Raw genomic sequence first — 18,619 nt, forward strand, 5'->3', positions numbered from 1 at the left:
CTAGTCGACGGCTGCTTGGCCGCCAGCGGACTGATCGCGGACGGCTTATCGGCAGGCTGATGGAAGTGGGCCCAGAAAACTGCGAGCGCGACAACACGCGGTGCGCGAGACTTGCGTGATGATCACAGACGTCAACGTGCGCGAGGCTGACGCGGCTGATGCGCCAGTACTGGCCCGTCTGCGCTGGGCGTTCAAGCAAGAGGACCATGACGGGGACCTCTCCGAGCCGGTCCGTCCCATGAAACACGCCGAGGACTGGATCCGGGACCGGCTCGCAAGCAAACGCTGGCTGGCCTGGGTCGCAGAAAGCCACGGCGAGATCTGCGGGCATGTCTTCCTCCACCTGGTGGAGAGGATCCCGGAGCCCTACGAGGACAACACCCCGGTCGGCTACGTCACCAACTTCTACGTGGTGCCTGAACACCGCAATCGCGGGTTCGGGGCAGCCCTTCTTCAAGCCCTGAGAAGGCATGCACAGGACAGCGGCATAGACGTCTTGATCGTCTGGCCGTCAGAAGGCAGTGTCCCGCTCTACCGCCGATCCGGGTTCCAGTCTCCGACCGAGTTGTTGGAGGCACGGTAAACCGACCACAGGTCAGCGCGGACGGTGCCAGACGTCGAGCCGGAGGACCCTTCTTCGCTGGGTGCATCGCTCAGCCCATCGCCCTGCGCGTACCCCACGCCCCAGAGCTACCGGAGCTGACCCGCCGCTGTCTGGCGAGCGGCCCAACATCACTCAACCAACTTCAGTAGCCAGTCGCCCACATGCTCGTCGGTGACCTGCAACACGCCATCGAATATCCGAAGCGCGGCTTCGCCGTCGAGCAGGACGTACCCGGAGACGTATATGACACCTACGAGCGCCTCCTACACGCCGGCTTCGACAGCCGCCTCATCAACACCTGAACGGTTGCGGTGTGCTTGCGGTGGGCGCCCCGCTGATCGGCTTTGACAACAAACAACCCCCGGGCCTCTGGCCTGGGGGTTCGCGATGGAGCGGGTGACGAGAATCGAACTCGCGCTCTCAGCTTGGGAAGCTGGGGGCATTTGAGGAGACTTCGCGCACTGACCTGGGCGAACGGCCCCGGCGCGCCCTCGTCGACCCCGGCTACTTTCACCGTGATTCCCCGCTGTTCCCCGCCCGTTCTGGTGCGCTTGTGGTGCAGACCTGTCGGCGTGGGTTTCTACTAACCTGCGCATCTGCAAGTGCCTCAGAGGTGTTGTTTGGCTGCCTGGACCAGTCGGCTGATCTCGTCACGGGTCCGTACTCTGGCTTCGTCGAATTCGGCTCTGCGGCTTGTCTTGGGCAGTGCCATAACGCCTGCGAGCGCGTCCTCTGCGGCCCCGCTCAGCGTCTCGTCATCGGTGAGCATCTGCACCCGGAACAACGCTTCTTGGGCGTTGGAACGCAGATCGTAGGCGCGGACCCGCACCGTGTCGGGGTCCTCCGGTGGTGGCTGTTCGTGCTCACAGAACCAGAGGTGAACCAGGCAACGGCGGTAGTTGATCAACGCGCCGGCGTAGGCTGAGTAGGCATCGAGTCGCTCCTGCCGGAGCTTCTCCCGGCGGGTGAACTGGTGGCTCCTGTCGGCGGTGCACTGCTGGAACGCAAGGGTGATCCCCGAACCAAGTAACGTCCCCAGGACGGCTATGCCGCTGGCGATGATGGTCTCCACGTTCCAAGCTGATCACGCATCGCCCTCCTCGGCAGGTGTTAACCCGACTCCGATGCCCAACACGCTTTCCAAGTCTGTTGGTCGTCTCCGGGACCATGCACAGGGCCGTTCACCTGCGTTCGTGGACGGCTCGCCACCAGTTCGGGATCGGCTCCCGGTCTCGGCTGACCGGCCGTGAACCACGCTGAATGAGACGGAAACTGAGACGGTCGGTGCAGCGGTACGGCATCCTCCCAGCCCGCCTTACGGAAAGCCACGTCAGGTGGCACCAACTGCAGCAGTCCCGTCACACATAGTTCCCACGGCTGCGACCCATCACCGCCAGCCCTAGGGTTGATAACCAGCCAAGCTGGGCCATTTCGCCACTCTTGACTCCAATCGCCAACCGGATCTAATATGGAGTCAGCTCGGTGCCCGTCGCACACAGTGGCATGCATTGCACTACGTGATCTTCGGGTATGGACTTGGCTTCTTCGCTCTCGGGAGCGATCTTTTATTTCGCGTCGAGGTCTGCAAACCTCGACGCGAAATAAAAGATCGCTAAGGGCTTCCGGCGCAACGATCCCTTGTCTTGAGGGTGAGCCTGCGCTATCTCCAGTAGTGCATCCGCTCGCAACGGAGATGGTGGTAGCTAAATTCGAGTCTCCATCTCCACATAACTGCATATGTTTCAATTTTGCGGTCTGATTTCTATTGCGATGCATTTAATCGCAAAAGAGAAAGCGGGCCTTTTTGCTGTCTAGGTGACTGCAATATGTGAAGGAGAACGTTAGCCATAATGAATTTGGAGAAACAAATGTTTAAGATGATTGACGGATTTTAGAGAACGGTCCGCTACGCCATCGATGACGAGGGGCGGACCGCCCGCCTCAAGTCCCTGCTGGTAACGACTGCCATCGTTGCAGCTGGGTGCTACGCCCTGTTTACCGGTCGCGGGGCTGCCTAGCAAGGCAACGGAGTCCCGGGACATGACTAGGGTACGGCGGGCTGCGGTCTCCTGGCCAGGGCCCGCCGTACCCTAGTCGACACATGACAGGTAAGGCCCCTCTCCCGAGTGGCGGCGTATTAGCGATTAGGCGAGGGCCATGTTCAGCTCGGGACCTCGATCTATGGATCGCTGCCTGGGAGACGGGCCGGTCGGCAAGAAGTGCTTCACCTTGTCCCGCCCGCTCTTGCACGGAGTCACGTCAAGTGCGGCAGAGGCGCATTATCGATCAAGCGAATGAGCCTCTAGCTTACGTTTCGACGTCCGGGGAGTCTTAACGGGCTGGAAATTTTCCTCCAAACAGAAGATTGAGATAGGAGAAAGCTGTTTGAGCGTCATTCCCGCTGTGGGCTTCCAATGCTTTACGTGCCCGTGTAGCACCCGTTGATAGCTTAGATAGCGCATCCGACTTCTTGACCTCTGAAGAGCATGCGCTGAACCTGCCTGATGCACCCAAAGGGTCGTTCATCGAGGCTAGCTGCATTCTATCGAGATCTTCAAGGAAATAGCATATATCGAAAACCGGGATGAAAGATTTCTGTGTAGACATGTAGTTGGCCGCACGCATCTCAAGATAGAATGACGAGATGGGAACGTTGTTGTAGTATTTCCAGGCCTTGGCGAGGCGGGCAAGCTGTTTGGCGGCTCCTTTAATTTCGTTCTGGGTGTTAACAGTGGTCACGTACTTTAAATGTGCGGTCGGTGCCGAATCGATCCAGCCGGAAGATGGGCCGGGAATGTTGTATACCGAGATGCTGTCTGACCCTCGGTCAGTGATGAATCCCGGCAGAATTTCCCAAGTTTCGGTTCCACTAGCGAATTCCACCACGACTGTCGGTCTACTGATTCTCACCGTTGTGTTAGGAAAACTCATCGACAGAGCAGTTTTCACCCACGACAGGGCGGTGTCAGGGCTTGCTGGTTGAACGCGTCCAATGCTAGCCAGAAGGTCTACATCCGTATGATTCCGCACTCCCGTTCCATGCGTGAACGACCCAGTCTCACAAAACAGCCGAATGGGCATCGCGTTACTCAATGAGCTTTCGACACTAGCCCTATGACTAGCGGCCGCGTCGCGTTGAGACCGGAGCGGTACCAGGCAGTCCAAGAATAGGCTGAAACCTTCTGATATCGTGCGGGCCATATAAATCCCCCCGTTTCTTACGGCTCTACGACTCGTCAACGGCGTACGTTTGTCCACCGCTATTGATGTTCTTCTGGGCTTTCTTGTAAGCCCTTTTATTGGGCACTTCCGCCGTCTTGTTCTGCTCGTCTCTGCGCGCAGTTAGCTCTGCGAGTGTATTCCTTACGTCTTCGATCGCTTCGTAAGGCAGATCAATTTCGCGGACCTGGCGTGCGGCCGTTTGTATCTCCAGGTATGCATTAGCCGCTGACGCCGCCTGGTTCATTCTATGTGAGGCATTTACCGTAGTCAGAATTGCCCCAAACGCTGCCGAAGTCAGAGCACAGATCCCCGCAGCGATGCGACCACTTGTGTTGACAAGGGCAGCAGTCCCGGATATGGCGGCGAGTAGTGTAGCCGGAATTCCGAGAGTGAGATTTATTCCTCGCCATTGTTTCGTTTGTTCAAACTGGATCTGCGCACTGTACATTGCGCTTTCTTCCAGGCGTTTAAGCTCGTTCTCTATTGCCTTGCGTCGCTCGCTGCTTTGCCCTACGTTCACGGCGGTCACGGGGTCATGCACCTCGGTCGATAGTGGGTGGTGAACCGGCCTTCGCCGCCTGCCCCAACGCTGGGGATGGCAACAATAGCGGTGTCTTTCCCTTGATGTCACTAGTTCACCGGACATAAGACGTGCACGGGTGTTGAGGCTCGGGAGACATCAAGGTCGGTGGAGCGGCTTTGGGGTGGCGCTGCTTTGGTGCGAGTGATCATGGCCCCGTAAGCTTGCGGCGCGTCGGGCAGTCTGTGGACCTGCCCGGTAAAACACGACGTTGGGGCCATGATCTTCGAGGCTCGCGCCAAAGTGGCTCCGTAAAGCTGCGGAGCCGACCGCCCCAGCCACGACGTACCCCTGGCATCAGTTGGCTGATCGCTGTGTGCGCGGCACGGGTGCCGGCCGGGCTGGAGCGGGGCGGAGACTGGAGCGCAGGCCCGGCCGGGGGCCGGGCCGCGCGCGGTGAGCGGAGCGAGCCGCCTTGAAGTCGTAGAGAAAGTTGTAACTCAGTGGTCTTGGGTGCGGTGTCTTTCCTGAGTGCGGTGCTGGTGGCCGCAGTTGACGGGATGCCTGAGTGTGGGGCGAGTGGTGAGTATGTAGCGGGTGCCGTCCTCGAAGGCCATGGAGGTGTAGGGGCGGCCAGCCGTCAGTAGACGTAGTGCCTTTTCGTGCTCTTGGCGGTCCTGGAGCCAGTGGCGGACGGGTGCAGCTGCCGGGGTCGAGTTGGCCAGCGATGTCCTGTGCGCGGCTGCGGAGCCATCAGCGGGGCGAGGCGTGGTGTGGTGGCTGAGCGGGAGCCGAGCCAGTACGTGTTGACCACGGGGGCCGCCGGCTACGGCCTCGGACCAGTGAACCGTGCCGTGCTGCCGTAACGGCGCTGTGCGGTGCCGTTGAAGGAGTCTCAGCACGGCTGGCGTTCCCTGGCGGTGGCGGTGGACGCGTCCCAGGCGTTGTTGCGCGGCTTGGGGTTGTGCAGGGTGGCGATGACCGCATGGCCGTGTACCCCTTTGCGGATTTCCATACGGTCGGCCAGGGCTTCGACCAGAGCCAGGCCGCGGCCTTGGAGAGCCATGCGGCGCGGGTGCTGGATGTGGGGTCTGGTGGGTGCACCGCCCGAGTCGGTCACCGTGATGGTGATGGCCTGCGGGGTGCACGTGACAGTGACGCTGAACGAGTTCCGGCTGAGGCCGCTGTCGCTGTGCAGCAGGGCGTTGGCGCTCAGCTCCGTGACGATCAGGGCCGCATCGTCGGCGTGTGGACTGTCGCTGAGGACGTCACGGGTCCATCGGCGAACGCGGCCTACCTCTTCCAGGCGCCCGGGGCAGGTGACCTCCCAGATGCCGGTCTCCTCAGGTCGTGCCGGTTCCCGGAGGGTGGAGAGATACGTGGTCTTGATCGCTTCCATGGCGGTGGCCTGCGTCTTTCCTTGGTGAGCGGGTCGGGTTCGTACGTGCGGGCCGCGCGCCCGCCTGCGGTGCCGTGGGACGAATAACGATCAGCCGAGTGTCCGTCGCCGCTATCTGCGCTTCGCGTTCCGCGGCGATCTGCCGGGAGCCCAGGTGATTGCGAGCGGGGACGACGGCACCGTAGGTGTCCGGCAGTCCGAGGGTGTCGAGGAGGCCGACGAAGGCGGCGGAGCGGACGGTGGCGTGCGTCTCGCGTTCGGTGAAGACGCCGCCAAACGTCAGCTCATGCTGGCCGCAGTACTCGACGAGGCAGTCGGTGAGGGCCGTGTGGCGGGCCGGGCTTCCGGTGACGTGGCGTAGGTAGCCGTAGACCTGCGGGCCGGGGATCGGGCGGCGTTCAGTGATGAGTGCGTCTTCCATGCCGCATAGCGTCGGCCTGCCGGCGCGGCCGCGAAATGACCCGCTGTTGTACTTCCGTTGCACTTACCGCTCCGGACCGTCACGGACAGTGCTTACATACATGGCGGAGGGAGGTCAGCCGTGATCGCTGTGCAGCAGTGGACCGGCCGTGAGGCGAAGGCCCTGCGGGCGGCGCTGCGCATGAGCACCCGCGCTTTCGCAGAGCACCTGGGCGTGGCGCTGCGCACGGTTGCCAAGTGGGAGGGCCTGGGCGCCGAGACCCGTCCACGGCCGGACTCGCAGGCCATCCTGGACACCGCCCTGGCTCGCGCTGGGGCCGAGGCACAGCACCGGTTCGAACGGTTCCTCCGCCCGGACGAGACGACCGGGCGACCCGCTGACTACGAGACCTGGACCGACGACATCGAACGCGCCGTCGTCTCCATCAGCCGCCAGGACTTCCCTTTCGCCACCGCGCTCCTCAACCGCTGGCTGAGCCGCCACGACCCGCACGCCCTGGACGACAAGGGCCGCTACCTGCACGGACGCTCGCTCGTCCTACTCGGCGACCTGCAACGCGACCAAGGCGCGATCCTTGGCCCGCTCTCCGCACGCCACTCCTACCTCAAGGCGCGCAGCCTGTTCGGTGAGCTCGACATCCCCCGACGGGTGGCGCAGATCGACCTCTCACTCGCCGTCGTCCAGGAGATGTCCGGCCACCTCGAAGCCTCCGCGCACGCCTACGAACAGCTCGCCGCCGACGAACGCCTCAGCCCCCGTGACCGGGCCAGGGCCCGGCTCTGGGTGGGAACCGCGTTGAGCAAGAAGGGCAACCATGAGTACGCAACCGGCGTCATGACCGGGGCCAGCCGCCAGTTCGAAGACTTGGGCGAACCGGAGGACTGGTCCGTCGCCCACCAGAAGCTGGCTCTCGCCCACCGCGGTGCCGGAGACCTTCCCCAGGCCCTGCACTGCATCGAGATCGCCCGCAACACCGGCACCGTCGACTCTCCGATGCAGCGAGTCCGGCAGGACACCGCCTACGGGCACATCCTTCTGTCGGATGCGGCAACCCGGAATCATGGGCTGTCCGTCCTCGACCAAGCCGCACAGCTGGCCCGGCAACACGGGCTGAGCCACCAGCTGCGCAGCATCGAGGGCATCCGAGGGGGCCAGCGAGAATGAGCCTGACCAGCCAGGGAGCGGACGTGCCGGAGCACCAGCAGCGCCAGATCACCGACGAGCAGTTCCACGACGCGACGCTGATCTGGAACTACCACCAGATGGGCCACCGGCTGCGTCCCTGCTCGGCGGCGGTCGGCCTGGGCAGCCACGACCTGGGTGTCGCAACCACGGCCGCGCACCTGTACCGCGCCGGCGTCTTCCCCGTTCTGGTCTTCAGCGGCGGCAACAGCCCCACCACCCACGCCCGTTTCCCTCGCGGCGAGGCAGTCCACTACCGCGAACACGCCCTGGCTCTGGGTGTTCCCGACGAGGCGATCCTGGTCGAGCCGAAGGCCGCGAACACCGGTCAGAACATCACCCTCTCCCGGGCACTGCTGGCGAGAGCGGGAGTCGAGGTGGATTCCCTGTTGCTGATCTCCAAGCCGTATATGGAACGCCGCTCGTATGCGACATGCCGCAAGCTGTGGCCCGAGGCCGACGTCGTCTGCACCTCCGAGCCGCTGGAGCTCGACGACTACATCAAGTCCATCGGCGACGAAAAGCTCGTCGCCGACATGCTCGTCGGCGATCTGCAACGCGTCATCGAGTACCCGAAGCGCGGCTTCGCCGTCGAGCAGGACGTACCCGGAGACGTATATGACGCCTACGAGCGCCTCCTACACGCCGGCTTCGACAGCCGCCTCATCAACACCTGAACGGTTGCGGAGTGCTCGTGGTGGGCGCCCCGCTGATCGGCTTTGACAACAAACAACCCCCGGGCCTCTGGCCTGGGGGTTTCTCTTTGGAGCGGGTGACGAGAATCGAACTCGCGCTCTCAGCTTGGGAAGCTCGGGTTCCCTAGGGGCAGTTGGGCTTCTGATCTGCTGGGGGACGGGTTGGAGCTCCTCGACGATGCCGGCTCGTTGCCCGCCGTTCCCCGTGGCTCCCCGCCCAACCTGGCACGGATGTGGCACGGCCCAAGCTGAACGCTGGATGGGGCCAGTGCTTGGCCGTCTCGGAGCGAGTGAGTTCAGTTCTCCGCCGGGCTTAGGCATGGCTCTACCAGTCCGCAGAGGAACGGGCGTGGCCTCGGGGCGTCGCCTGGGACCTCTGTCACCGGCTCTCTCCGTTGGTCACTGTTGTGCGGCCTTGGACGGCCCAGAGACTGACCGAAACCCCAGACAGCGCCCTCAGCCTCCTCCAGTGCCTTCTGGATCAGGTTGTTCGTGTGGGCCGAACTTCCGTTGAGGCGCTTCGCGTAGAAGCCATAGAGCACGGCCACCACACCGTCGACGCTACCTTGAGACCGGACAGGTCTGGGACGACTCGGCTCCCACGCGCCTCCGACCGGCGCGAACGTCTGGACCGTCGCAGGTCCTCACATCGGATAAGTGCTGGACGTCCCGGACGAAAAGTTTGGATCGGTGGACAGGGATGCCTCCTCGTTGTCACGCTCTTCCTGTTCCACGGAAGCAGTTTTACGACCTTACAGCTGCCTGAAGAGGGGGTATCGGTGCAGCGATATGGAATGCAAGATCGAAATGCGAGGATCGGACCTTTACAGTCCTGGCTAATTCAGGAAAAGTATCGTGCTGGCCTCAGTTTCGAAGAACTCGCCGCGTTGACATTTATCTCGAAATCTTCGCTGCATCGCGCCACGCAAGGGTTCGAAATGCCTAGTCGGCAAGTATTCGAAGCATTCGTTCGAGGTTGCGGCTCGGACTTCGAGACTGCCGAGGAGGTATGGAGGAAGGTCGAATCGGTAAACTCTTTATTTGGCTTCGCGGCAATGTCAATTCACCCCGATGACGTTACCACTCACAACGAGTTGCGTCGGGCCCTGGGGCGCCTCGTAAAGCGGAAGGGGTTGACCTTGCGGCAGATCGAAAAGATTGCTGAGCAGCGAAGCGTTAAACTCCGCAGAAGCACGCTCGGCGATGCTCTTAGTGGGCGTCAGAATTTCAGCCGTAGTTCAACCATCGAGCTTGCGCGCACCTGCGGCGAGACGGAGAGTTCGGTCCAAGTATGGGATGAGGCATGGGAGCGCGCTGAGCGTGATAGAAGAAGCAGAAGCGGTCATCTGGGTGGGATGCACAAACTGCCAGCGGGCGCCAGGCAGTACGTTGAGCTCGGTATTGAAGAGATATTTCAGGTCTGCGAGCGATACAACATCCCGAGCGCAGAGATAGATATGTATATTCGCAGGCGAATTGAGCTCAGGCGTATCTCGAATTCGAGAACTTTCTGGGGTGATCCTCCCGAGTCGTGGAGGGTTTCTGTGTCGAACCCCGCCAATGATGTATCGGGTCTAATTGAAGAGGCCCTTAGGGGGGTTCTGGTGAAGAGACTTCCCTTTCCCTTGGACTGGTCGCTGTTGCGTGGACTCACGAGTTCCGTTCTTCACGCGCTCGGGAAAGGTGCAGACACCGATGGAGTCAGCGGCGTGGAAATGGGTAAATGAGCAGCCCGGTCCTCTTGAGCGCTGCGCACCCGCCGTCGATCTGTATGCAGCGGGTGGCAGCTTGCTTTGACAGTTCCGTCAAAACAACACTGGAAGAACAGGAGGGGCATGTGGTGGAAAGCCCGACCGAGCGGAAACCGCGCAGGAGTTGGACTTGGCCCGAAAGGTGGCAAGTCTCACTAGCTGCGGCAGGTCTGCTGGTGGCGGTCGTCGCCACGGTGGGGCAGTTCGTCCATTAGGGCGTCCACCTACAAACCCGTCGCGATCGGGCTCGTGAACTGCGCGGAGGGCTTGGCTCTGACAGGAGCTGGGCCCTCTGTTTGCTTGTCAAGGCTAATTTCATAACTCATTGCCAAGCAAAGAGAACAGTACAGCGGCGGGAGGCTGAAAGCCATGGTACGTCGTTGAGTAGGCCTTTTAGGGAGAGCAGAGGTGTGTTCTCGCATTGCTGATCTGTCAGTCCGTCGTGTGCCCGGAAGGCGCTACGCGCAGAGCGGCCTCCCGCGTGAAGCGGCTCAGATCGACGGGCTCAGCATGTCGTCCCCGTGGTTCACCGGTGTGTGGGGCACGCGAGGGGCACGGGCACCTTCTGATCCGCAGCTCTATCTGGGTCGGGCAATGAAGGTCATACCGGCCACGTCGGAGGTTCTGGGGGGCACTGCCGGTCAGGGGCGGTTGCTGGGGTTGCTGTATTCGGCTGCTGTACAGCAACATCCCGGCGGAGGTGGCCGCATGGAGCGGGAGCAGCTGGAACAACTATTGGCCGGCGACGACCAAGCGTCCGTTGATGCTCTAGCGGCGCTCCGCAACGGCGGTTCGTTCGTCGTATGGGATGGCGCGGGCCCCGCTGAGTCGCTCGCGAGAGTGTATGAGCGCCGCCTCCGGTACACCCGCCGGAAGGGCGCCGAGACCACCGGGCTGGAACGCGCAGTGCGCCTCCTCTGGCAACACGGCAAGCCGGTACTCCTCGGGCAGATCAGGTCCGCGGATGGCTCCTGGTCCTTCATGCTGTTCATCGCGGAAGACAGCAGCGCCCTGGTCACATGTACGGGCGTTCGTCGAACGGGCGAGTGACCGCTTCGACTGAAACCGGCCTCCTCCGCCGTAGATCGTCACCCCGCCAAGGCCATCAGTTTGGGAAGCTGCGATCACTTAAGGCTCGGGCGCTGACCTGGGCGGATAGCCAGGATGGGCATCGTCAAGCTCGGCCTTCTTCACCGTGGTTCCCCCGTTTGATCTGGTGGCTTGTCGTGCCGCCCGGCAGATTCGTCGTAACTTGCCGTTCAACTGACGGATCGTTCGCTCCTGCCCTAGACTGATGCGCCCAAGAACACCACATATCAGTGTGACTGTTACTAAAGATGTGTACGAGGGGGGTGCAACTGAAGTGTCACCACTTGCGGCCCCGCGGTTCACCAAACGTTTCCGCCGGTTGTGCCAGGTTGCCGCGATATCTGGAACTGAACGAAGCCAGCAGGTGGTGGATGGTCTTCTACCTGTTTCCATGGTTTATGGAAATGGGCCATGGCGGGAGCCGGAAGACTGGATGGGCGCCATCGAGTCGTTATTTGGCCTGTCTCTTTCAGAATCCGATGTTTCGGCCGCTCGCGATCGCGCAATTCAAGCAAAAACTCTGTCCTACAACACCTTCCGCGGCGAGTATGCACTGAGTTCAGAGGCTCAGCGAGCAACAACAGACCGAATCCAAGCGGGGGAGGATCTGGAACGCCGAGCACAGACGTCTTGGCTGGCCGAGGTGGAACACTTGGTTCCAGAACAGTCAAGCGATGCTTTGTGGTCTTGCCTTCTGGCGTACGCGGGAAAGGCTTTTTTGAGTCACGGAATGGACGCGGTAAAACTCTTCGATCCATCCGTTAACAATTATTCTGATTTTACAGGCGACGAAGCACCAGATGCCCTACTCAAAGCGGCAGTCTCCGAAACCGGCTTAGCAGATAACCTGCTTCCCGAGATTTCACAATCGATCGCAGTATTCTTCGATGGTCGCGACCCTGATCGCGTGGAGTACATTTTAGAGCTTGTAAATAGTACGTTCAACTTCCTGGCCCTGGGTCTTGATGAAGAAACCCGCGGGAGTCTCGCAAACAACGTCCCCGAATTGACTATTTTCGTGGACACCAACGTAATTTATAGCATTATCGGAGCGCACGCGAATCCTCATGACGCCATCTCCGTGGACCTGTTTAATCTGCTGAAGCAGGATAAATTTCCATTCAAGATATTTTATCATGAAAAGACGCTGAGCGAACTAGAAAAAACCATGTCGGCCGCCGAGGACCGGCTGCGCCAACTGCATTACACACCCGCCCTCAGTCGTGCGCGCCTCAACTTCCCCCGCGCAATGTCGAGCATTGAGATGAGATATCATCAGCTCAACAGTGAAGTTGCCACCCCTGTGGACATATTCTTCGGACGTTATTCAAATCTTCCAGTCCTTCTCGCGCAGTTTGGCCTCACCATTTTCCGCGAGTCAGGCACGTCTCGGGAAGAGAGCTACAAGCGAGCCGAGCTCGTGGAGGAGTACAGGGCATACCTGACTGAGAAATCCCATAGAGAGAAGCCATACGCTACCCTCGACCATGATGTAGCTATCTGGCTGACGGCAGCTAATCGGCAAAAACCGCGGGGTAAGGGCCCTCTATTCTCAGGGGCTCTCATCGTTAGCGCAGATAACATATTCCGCAAGTTTGACCGGGATGTCTTGTCGCCAGTCTATGGATCAGGCACTTGGATCGTCACACGTCCTGACACCCTCGCGAGAGCGCTGCGCATATTCCTGACCCCAAATCGACAGTCTGATGCCGCATTCTCTCAGATCTTTGCCATGCCGGAGTTTCGGGGAATTGGGCAAGACCGCAATGAGATCGTGAGTAGGGTTGCTGCTTATCTAGCAACTTATGCAGACTTGCCGGAGGAAACCGCGACGAAGCTCCTGGCAAACGACTTGCTCATATCGCGCATGAAAGACGCCGATAATAGAGACGGAACTTTCGAACGTCTCATTCAAGAGGAGCTCGTACGGGAGAACGAGGCGCTCGTGGAGGAGCGCGAATCCACTCTAGCCCAAATGCGGCGAGTGACTAATGACGCACAAAAGGAAATGGCTAGCATTTCCAGAGAGTTGAGCGCGCGGGGCGACCCGGAATTGGTTGACCGCATGGAGGAACTGCAGAGACTTATCGGTCAGAGCTTTTCGGTGAATATTGGAAAGGTGGTCATGGCGGACGAATACTCGGGTGGGTATTTTCAGAACATCCAGAGTCAGATAGGTGCTCAGGGGCCTAACGTGAAAGCGCAAGATTTCACTCAGCAGGCAGACCAACGTCAGCTGACAGCGGATATGCCAGCGTTGTCTCTAGAGCTTGAGAGCCTCAAGCAGCAACTTGTTACTGAAGCAGCAAGCGCAGATGATTACCGCGCCGTGGCTGAAATTCAAGCTGCGAGAGAGGCTGCCGATGAGGGAAACGAGGGCGGGGTCCGCCAACACTTGGCGAATGCTGGCCGATGGGCTCTCGAGGTAGCAGTCAGGGTTGGCACGTCAGTAGCGGAGACCGCGCTTAGGCAGGCTATAGGCGCTGGATGACAAGAGCGGGTCCGACGCTGCTTTCGCGCTGGTTGCGGACACCACACAAGCAAGGTCGGCGTAACGGCTTTAGGGTGGCGCTGCTTTGGCGCGAGTGATCATGGCACCGTAAGCTTGCGGCGCGTCGGGCGGTCTGTGGACCTGCCCGGTAAAGCACGACGTTGGGGCCATGATCTGCGAGGCTCGCGCCAAAGTGGCTCCGTAAAGCCGTGGAGCCGACCGCCCCAGCCACGACGTACCCCTTCTCTGGCATCAAGCGGCTGATTGCTGTGCGCGGCACGGGCGCCGGCCGGGCTGGAGCGGGGCGGAGACAGGAGCGCAGGCCCGGCCGGGGGCCGGGCCGCGCGCGGTGAGCGGAGCGAGCCGCCTTGAACCCGTAGAGAAAGTTGTAACTCAGTGGCCTTGGGCGCGGTGCCTCCCCTGACTGCGATGCCGGCGGCCTCGGTTGACGACGAGTCCGAGTGTAGGGCGGATCGTGAGCATGTAGCGGGTGGCGTCCTCGAAGGCCGTGAAGGTGTAGGGGCGGCCAGCGGCCAGTAGGCGTAGAGCGGTCTCGTGCTCCTGGTGGTCCTGGAGCCAGTGGAGGACGGATGCTGCAGCGGGGGCGTCGAACTGGTCCGCGATGTCCTGTGCCCGGCTTCGGAGCCATCGGATGGCGAGTCGTGGCGTCGTTGCTGCGTGGGAGCCGAGCCAGTGGGTGCTGACCAAGGGGACGACCGCTACGGCCTCTGCCCAGTAGATCGCGCTGTGCTGGTGTAACGGCGCTGGGGACTGTGGTTGGAGAAGTCTCAGCATGGCTGACGCTCCCTGGTCGTGGCGGTGGTCACGTGCCATGCGTCGTTGCTCGGCTTGGGGCTGTGCAGGGTGGCGATGACGGCGTGGCCGTGGACGCCCTTGCGGATTTCCATGCGGTCGGCGAGGGCTTCGACCAGGGCCAGGCCGCGACCGTGCAGGGCCATGCGGCGCTTGTGCTGGATGTGGGGCCTGGTGGGGGAACCTCCCGAGTCCGTCACCGTGATCGTGATGGCCTGCGGCGTGCGCGTGAGAGTCAGGTTGAACGTGTTCTGGCTGAAGCCGCTGTCACCGGCACCCTCGACCGCCGCCTGAAGTTCGCCGCCGAACTCGCCCAACTCGACATCACCCCGCACGCCGAACGCCTCATCCGCACCGCCTGGGCCCTCGGCGCCCGCAAGGACCTGGAACACCTCCGCCTGCGCGCCTGGGCCCACATGCTCGGCTTCCGCGGCCACTTCTCCACCAAGACCCGCCGCTACGCCACCACCCTCGGCGCCCTCCGCGAAGCCCGCGCCCAGTGGCGCCGCCTCCAAGCCGCCATCGCCCGCGGGGAAACCGCTGCCCATCCACAGCCTGTGGGCAACGGCCCCACTCCCGTCGAGACAACGCTCGTCCTCGCCCACTGGGCCTATGCCGGAACCGGCCTCACGCCCACCGAGCGATGGCTCACCGCATCCCTCGCCCCCGCCAACGCAACGCCGAAGGAGGTTCCTCATGGCCACTGACCGCCTGCTCACCGTCGACGAGGTGGCCGCCAAGCTCGGCACTTCCGCCCGTTTCCCCCGCCGCCTCATCGAGGAACGCCGCATCACCTTCGTCAAGGTCGGCCGCCACGTCCGCATCCCCGAGAGTGCCGTGCAGGAGTTCGTCACCGCCCACACAGTGACTCCGCTGCGTCGTCCCCGCCCGCGTTCCCGATACGGGAGGGCTGCCTGATGGCCAACGCCAAGGGCAGGCGCCGCAGGTTCGGCGCGATCAGACGTCTCCCTTCCGGCCGGTATCAGGCACGCTATCCGGGCCCGGACGGCGTCATGCGCCCGGCGCCGTTCACGTTCGAGACGACGGCCGACGCGGACGACTGGCTCGCCGAGAAGCAGACCGAGATTCGGCGGGGCCAGTGGCGCGACCCGGACGCGGCGGCCGTGAACTTCGGTGTCTACGCAGAGAAGTGGATCGAGGAACGTGACCTCGCCCCGCTCACCGAAGACCTGTACCGCTACCTCCTGAGCAACCACATCCTCCCCACCTTCGGCACCGCCGACCTGGACCACATCACCGCGCCCGCCGTCCGCGAGTGGCGCACCGAACGCCTGCGCAGGACGGGCGCCAAGACGACGACGGCCAAGGCGTACCGGCTCCTCAAAGCCATCATGGAAACGGCCGTCGACGACGACCTGATCCAGCGCAATCCGTGCCGCATCAAGGGCGCTGGCAAGGAGAAGGCCGCCGAACGGCGCATCGCGACCGTCGCCCAGGTCGACGCGCTCGCCCACGCCGTCGGCATGCGCTGGCGCCTCATGGTCTACCTCGGCGCCTACGGGCCCTTACGGCCGGAAGAGCTGGCCGGCCTCCGTCGCCGTGACGTCGACCTGGACACGCTGCGCATCCGCGTCCGCCTCGCCGAGCCGGAGCGCACGAACGGCCGACGGGTCCAGGGCGACACCAAGTCCGAGGCGGGCACTCGCACCGTGGTCCTTCCCGAGTTCCTGCGGCGGGAGCTGCGCTGGCACCTGGAGTCTTACGCCGAGCCCGGCCCGGACGGGCTGCTCTTCGTCGGTGAGCGCGGAGCCGCTTTCCGGCGCAGCACGTTCGGCCGGAGGTGGCGGAAGGCTCGCGAGATGGTCGGCATGCCGGAGGGCTTCCGGTTCTATGACCTCCGGCACACCGGTCACACCCTGTCGACGCGTTCGGGCGCCACGCTCAAGGACACGATGGTTCGCGCCGGACAGTCCTCCGAGAAGGCGGCGTTGATCTACCAGCACTCCGACGACGAGCGCCAGGAGCAGGTGGCCGCCGGCCTCGACGCCACCGTACGGAAGGCTCGGGCAGCCACCGCCAAGCAGGCGCCTGATGAGGCACCCGACGGGCCTTCTGGCACGGATCTGGCACGCGACACCTGACCGGTCTGCAACCCACCCGCACAACAAACAACCCCCGGGCCTCTGGCCTGGGGGTTTCGCGTGGAGCGGGTGACGAGAATCGAACTCGCGCTCTCAGCTTGGGAAGCTGATGTTCTACCATTAAACTACACCCGCAGTGATCAGGAAGCCGATGCTAATCGCCTTCCCAACGTCGCTCACTGTACCTCATGCCAGGCCTCCGGCGCCGTGACCCGGGGGCCTTCGCGCTGTCCAGGGCCGTCCCGGGCAGTCCACGGCTGTCCGTGGTGGAGGCCCCGTGGCGGAGGCACCGTGGCGGGGATAGCGGGAGGCGACGGGTCGGCGGGGCGGGGTCAGGGTGTCGGGCCTTGCCGGGGGGCGGGGGCGTGAGAGTGTGGGCACGCCGGTGCCCGGGGCCTCGAGGGGCCTCGGCGTTCGGGCGCGTGGGCGGTCAGGTGGTGTGCGGCCGAGCCGCTGGTGTCCGCTGGCGTCGGCTGGCGGGTACGGGGCATCCAAGGAGGCCACGAGGGCGGCGCCGAACCCCAAAGGGTGTTCAAGGTGGCTGCACCCCTCTAGAAGACGGACCCATTCATCCCGTAATGTGGCATTCGTTCGGCCAATCCGCATCCCGGGAAAGGGACTTGAGGGCTTGATGGAGCACACCGTCGTCCGATGTGCCGAGGGGCACGTGTTCAGTACCGTTTCGTTCCCGATGCAGCGGGCCGAGCGACTCGGGCCCGGGCGGCTCATCCGGTGCCCGCATTGCCATCGGCTCAGGAACGCGGTGCCGGTCGGACGGGCATCGGAACCGGCTCCGGCTCCGGCTCCGGCTCCGGCATCGACGCCGACCGCACCGTCGCGCGCCCCACGAACCGGCTCCTGAAGCCGGCTCCGCGACGAATCCGCGTCGAATCCGCGACGGCTCCGCGCCGGGAGCACGCATCCGGGTCGGACCCGGCGCGCACCGGGCTCACACCCGGCCCGCGTCCGTGACCAGCGGCCTGCCCGCCCCCGCCCCCCGGTCAGCGCCCCGCCCGGCGCCCCAGCCGGCCCGGGGTCCGGCCCCCACCACGCCGCCCACACCGTCCATGCCGCCCGCACCCTCCCCGCCGCCCACGATCCGTAGCCACCCGCCGACACAGCGCCACAGCGCGACCGGGGTCGCGGCACCTGAGCCGCGACCCCGGTCGCCCGCGTTGCCGAGGGTGTGCCCGTACTGCGTATCCTCGGGGCGTGCTTCTCTCAGACAAGGACATCCGGGCCGAGATCAACGCCGGACGGGTGCGGATCGAACCGTACGACGAGTCGATGTTGCAACCGTCGAGCATCGACGTGCGGCTCGACCGGTACTTCCGGGTGTTCGAGAACCACCGCTATCCGCATATCGACCCCTCCGTCGAGCAGGTGGACCTGACGCGGCTGGTGCAGCCGAAGGGGGAGGAGCCGTTCATCCTGCATCCCGGGGAGTTCGTGCTCGCCTCCACCTACGAGTCGATCACGCTTCCGGATGATCTGTCCTCGCGGCTGGAGGGCAAGTCGAGCCTCGGGCGGCTCGGTCTGGTGACGCACTCCACGGCCGGGTTCATCGACCCGGGATTCTCCGGGCACGTCACGCTCGAGCTGTCCAACCTCGCCACCCTGCCGATCAAGCTCTGGCCGGGGATGAAGATCGGGCAGCTGTGCATGTTCCGGCTCACCTCGCCCGCCGAGTTCCCCTACGGATCCGACCGGTACGGTTCCCGTTACCAGGGCCAGCGCGGGCCGACGGCCTCGCGTTCCTACCTCAACTTCCACCGGACGAAGGTGTGAGCATCCCGGTGAGCCCCGAGAACTCCCCCGAGCTTCGCGAGAACCTCACCTACGAAGCCTTCGGCACCGCCGTACGCGAACTCGCGCAGACCATCGCGGACGACGGCTACGAGCCCGACATAGTGCTGTCGATCGCGCGCGGCGGCGTCTTCGTCGCGGGCGGACTCGCGTACGCGCTCGACTGCAAGAACGTGCACCTGGTCAACGTGGCCTTCTACACGGGTGTCGGTACGACGCTCGACATGCCGGTGATGCTCGCGCCCGTCCCGAACGTGATCGACTTCACCGACAAGAAGGTGCTGATCGCCGACGACGTCGCCGACACCGGCAAGACGCTCAAGCTGGTCCATGACTTCTGCGTCGAGGCGGTGGCCGAGGTGCGCAGCGCGGTGATCTACGAGAAGCCGCAGTCGCTGGTGAAGTGCGAGTACGTGTGGCACCGCACCGATCGGTGGATCAACTTCCCGTGGAGTGCCCTGCCTCCGGTGCGCAAGTCGGGAGAGCCCGTCACGCCGTCGAGAGAAGCGCTGTGACCGACCTGG

At 63.2% G+C, this 18,619-nt stretch carries 18 protein-coding genes, 1 tRNA gene and 1 pseudogene; 12 read left to right on the forward strand and 8 right to left on the reverse strand.

Annotated elements, in window-relative coordinates:
* Positions 1–118 precede the first annotated feature (118 nt).
* Together NQO67_RS35415 and NQO67_RS35420 are read left to right on the forward strand one after the other, a co-directional pair.
* Positions 119–583, forward strand: a complete 465-nt coding sequence (locus NQO67_RS35415; protein WP_255954547.1) for a GNAT family N-acetyltransferase — start codon at positions 119–121, stop codon at positions 581–583.
* A gap of 173 nt (positions 584–756) precedes the next feature.
* A pseudogene (locus NQO67_RS35420) lies at positions 757–906 on the forward strand (YdcF family protein); the annotation flags it as partial.
* Positions 907–1,211: 305 nt separating this feature from the next.
* On the opposite strand, the gene kilB reads toward NQO67_RS35420, so the two are convergent.
* From kilB to NQO67_RS35445, 5 genes are all read right to left on the reverse strand, one after another.
* Positions 1,212–1,676: a plasmid transfer protein KilB gene (kilB, locus tag NQO67_RS35425; RefSeq protein WP_255954548.1), complete on the reverse strand. Its 465-nt coding sequence runs from the start codon at positions 1,674–1,676 to the stop codon at positions 1,212–1,214.
* Between the two features lie 1,259 nt (positions 1,677–2,935).
* Entirely contained in the window at positions 2,936–3,805 is an 870-nt protein-coding gene (locus NQO67_RS35430; protein ID WP_255954549.1) for an SMODS domain-containing nucleotidyltransferase, read from the reverse strand.
* A 25-nt stretch (positions 3,806–3,830) separates the two neighbouring features.
* Positions 3,831–4,355, reverse strand: a complete 525-nt coding sequence (locus NQO67_RS35435) for an SLATT domain-containing protein (protein WP_255954550.1) — start codon at positions 4,353–4,355, stop codon at positions 3,831–3,833.
* An 886-nt stretch (positions 4,356–5,241) separates the two neighbouring features.
* The gene (locus NQO67_RS35440) at positions 5,242–5,745 is read right to left on the reverse strand and encodes an ATP-binding protein (protein ID WP_255954551.1); all 504 of its coding nucleotides are present in this window, start codon (positions 5,743–5,745) and stop codon (positions 5,242–5,244) included.
* Entirely contained in the window at positions 5,690–6,166 is a 477-nt protein-coding gene (locus tag NQO67_RS35445; RefSeq protein WP_255954552.1) for a hypothetical protein, read from the reverse strand. The genes NQO67_RS35440 and NQO67_RS35445 overlap by 56 nt, the downstream gene beginning before the upstream one ends.
* Before the next feature lie 120 nt (positions 6,167–6,286).
* On the opposite strand from NQO67_RS35445, the gene NQO67_RS35450 reads away from it, so the two are divergent.
* From NQO67_RS35450 to NQO67_RS35470, 5 genes are all read left to right on the forward strand, one after another.
* Positions 6,287–7,330: a helix-turn-helix domain-containing protein gene (locus NQO67_RS35450; protein WP_255954553.1), complete on the forward strand. Its 1,044-nt coding sequence runs from the start codon at positions 6,287–6,289 to the stop codon at positions 7,328–7,330.
* The gene (locus NQO67_RS35455; protein WP_255954554.1) at positions 7,327–8,025 is read left to right on the forward strand and encodes a YdcF family protein; all 699 of its coding nucleotides are present in this window, start codon (positions 7,327–7,329) and stop codon (positions 8,023–8,025) included. Before NQO67_RS35450 ends, NQO67_RS35455 begins: the two co-directional genes overlap by 4 nt.
* Before the next feature lie 797 nt (positions 8,026–8,822).
* On the forward strand, positions 8,823–9,770 hold the full coding sequence (locus tag NQO67_RS35460; protein WP_255954555.1) for a helix-turn-helix domain-containing protein: 948 nt from the start codon (positions 8,823–8,825) through the stop codon (positions 9,768–9,770).
* Positions 9,771–10,502: 732 nt separating this feature from the next.
* A complete protein-coding gene (locus NQO67_RS35465; protein WP_255954556.1) occupies positions 10,503–10,844 on the forward strand; it encodes a hypothetical protein in 342 nt (113 codons plus the stop codon).
* A 403-nt stretch (positions 10,845–11,247) separates the two neighbouring features.
* On the forward strand, positions 11,248–13,374 hold the full coding sequence (locus tag NQO67_RS35470) for a hypothetical protein (RefSeq protein WP_255954557.1): 2,127 nt from the start codon (positions 11,248–11,250) through the stop codon (positions 13,372–13,374).
* 393 nt (positions 13,375–13,767) lie between these two features.
* Here the strand turns inward: NQO67_RS35470 and NQO67_RS35475 are convergent, their stop codons facing one another.
* Together NQO67_RS35475 and NQO67_RS44680 are read right to left on the reverse strand one after the other, a co-directional pair.
* Entirely contained in the window at positions 13,768–14,169 is a 402-nt protein-coding gene (locus NQO67_RS35475) for a hypothetical protein (RefSeq protein WP_255954558.1), read from the reverse strand.
* Positions 14,163–14,426, reverse strand: coding sequence for an ATP-binding protein (locus tag NQO67_RS44680; protein WP_508493695.1), 264 nt, complete (start codon positions 14,424–14,426; stop codon positions 14,163–14,165). Before NQO67_RS44680 ends, NQO67_RS35475 begins: the two co-directional genes overlap by 7 nt.
* Here NQO67_RS44680 and NQO67_RS35485 point away from each other — a divergent pair.
* Genes NQO67_RS35485 through NQO67_RS35495 form a run of 3 tightly spaced genes read left to right on the forward strand, consistent with a single transcriptional unit; the run spans position 14,352 to position 16,289 of the window.
* Positions 14,352–14,894 (forward strand): replication initiator, encoded by a 543-nt coding sequence (locus NQO67_RS35485; protein WP_374119241.1) that lies wholly within the window; start codon positions 14,352–14,354, stop codon positions 14,892–14,894. The two genes, NQO67_RS44680 and NQO67_RS35485, sit on opposite strands and share 75 nt — an antisense overlap.
* Positions 14,884–15,105: a helix-turn-helix domain-containing protein gene (locus NQO67_RS35490; RefSeq protein WP_255954560.1), complete on the forward strand. Its 222-nt coding sequence runs from the start codon at positions 14,884–14,886 to the stop codon at positions 15,103–15,105. The genes NQO67_RS35485 and NQO67_RS35490 overlap by 11 nt, the downstream gene beginning before the upstream one ends.
* Complete coding sequence (locus NQO67_RS35495; RefSeq protein ID WP_255954561.1) at positions 15,105–16,289, forward strand: tyrosine-type recombinase/integrase; 1,185 nt, start codon at positions 15,105–15,107, stop codon at positions 16,287–16,289. Before NQO67_RS35490 ends, NQO67_RS35495 begins: the two co-directional genes overlap by 1 nt.
* A 61-nt stretch (positions 16,290–16,350) precedes the next feature.
* Here NQO67_RS35495 and NQO67_RS35500 read toward each other — a convergent pair.
* Positions 16,351–16,424: transfer RNA gene (locus tag NQO67_RS35500), tRNA-Gly, on the reverse strand.
* 1,077 nt (positions 16,425–17,501) lie between these two features.
* On the opposite strand from NQO67_RS35500, the gene dcd reads away from it, so the two are divergent.
* Complete coding sequence (gene dcd / locus NQO67_RS35505; protein ID WP_255954562.1) at positions 17,502–18,077, forward strand: dCTP deaminase; 576 nt, start codon at positions 17,502–17,504, stop codon at positions 18,075–18,077.
* A gap of 8 nt (positions 18,078–18,085) precedes the next feature.
* The gene (locus NQO67_RS35510; RefSeq protein WP_255954563.1) at positions 18,086–18,610 is read left to right on the forward strand and encodes a phosphoribosyltransferase; all 525 of its coding nucleotides are present in this window, start codon (positions 18,086–18,088) and stop codon (positions 18,608–18,610) included.
* The last annotated feature ends 9 nt before the right edge of the window (positions 18,611–18,619 follow it).

The organism is Streptomyces odontomachi, assembly GCF_024435355.1.
GTDB lineage: Bacteria > Actinomycetota > Actinomycetes > Streptomycetales > Streptomycetaceae > Streptomyces > Streptomyces odontomachi.